At 35.0% G+C, this 569-nt stretch carries 1 pseudogene; it reads right to left on the bottom strand.

The features are described 5' to 3' along the window. A pseudogene (locus HZY83_RS06600) lies at nucleotides 1–569 on the bottom strand (YhgE/Pip domain-containing protein); the annotation flags it as partial.

Below are 569 nucleotides of genomic sequence, written 5' to 3'. Positions count from 1 at the left end.
TCGATAGCATCATCTTTGTCTAGTTTCTTGAAGACTTTATCTGCTTTTTTAAGATCCTTCTCAACGTCAGGCAATTTATTCTGTGCGAAGTCAGCTAGTGAAGCTAAACCTTCTTTCGCACGTGGTTGATTCTCATTTAATAAATTAACAGCGTTGTCATAGCGGTTAAATAATGCCGGTAAGTTTTGGTTGACTGATTGAGTGACATTAGCTAATTCTTGTTCCAATTGTGGTAAGTCATTGCGCACGAAACTAGCGGCTTGTGCAACGTCTTTCTTCACAGTTGGGAAGTAAGCTTGAGCAGTTTTCATGGCATTGATGTAAGTTTGTTCAATACCAGGTAAAGTGCTTTGTATTGTATCAATACGTTCTTTACCATCACTTAAGATATCTTGACCTGCATTAATCACTTGGTTGATTGAGTTCAATTTCGATTGAATTGTAGATAAAGTATTCTGACCTTTATTTAATTGATCTGTAATTTCGTTTGAAACAGCTAATAAATTTTTGTTTAGTTCATTTTTAATATATGAACGGAAGTTATCAAGATTATCACTCAGTTTTGGCAG

The sequence above is a fragment of the Gemella sp. GH3 genome, assembly GCF_013415425.1.
Classification (GTDB): Bacteria; Bacillota; Bacilli; order Staphylococcales; family Gemellaceae; genus Gemelliphila.
The sequence above is the reverse complement of the archived record's forward strand: the minus strand, read 5'-3'. Positions and strand labels throughout refer to the sequence as shown.